The 503-nt window shown below is 34.4% G+C and carries 1 protein-coding gene; it reads right to left on the bottom strand.

Annotation, left to right across the window (positions count from 1 at the left end; translation table 11 throughout):
- Positions 1–492 (bottom strand): hypothetical protein (locus FDX22_RS00175; protein ID WP_043624912.1); only part of this gene is annotated, 492 nt, incomplete at its 3' end.
- Positions 493–503: the final 11 nt, after the last annotated feature.

Raw genomic sequence — 503 nt, 5'->3', positions numbered from 1 at the left:
TAAATTATTTGCATTGATTGAATCTTTAAGTGATAAATCGTTTGCAGAAATACTATCTAAAGTACTAGCCTGAAGAATTGGCTTAATGCTTGTTACACCAGTTCCTGAAGTCGTAACAACATCAAAACAAACTTTCAAAACGCCAGAACCGTTGTTTATATCAACACCGTTACTATTATTTGATGTTTCTGCTGATAAACTTACAGGGTTTGCTGTTTGCGTTAAGTCAATATTTGCATGGATATAATTAACTGCATTACCTTTTAAGGCAACAGTTTCATTCAATAGTTCAAAATACCTCCCGCCTGCAACGATTGATGTGTTAACATATTGCACGTTAAGGGCTGTATTTAATGGACTTTTCCAATCTTTGCGCCTAATTGTTCTATAGCCCATTCCAGTCAACATCATGTATAGTTTTCCGTCATTATTAGAACCGACTGGAAACTCTGTACCATTTGGACTGAAAAACGTGAAGTTTTTAATTGTCATTTTTAACCTTT

It is taken from the genome of Citrobacter sp. TBCS-14, assembly GCF_005280805.1.
Lineage (GTDB): Bacteria > Pseudomonadota > Gammaproteobacteria > Enterobacterales > Enterobacteriaceae > Citrobacter > Citrobacter gillenii.
The sequence above is the reverse complement of the archived record's forward strand: the minus strand, read 5'-3'. Positions and strand labels throughout refer to the sequence as shown.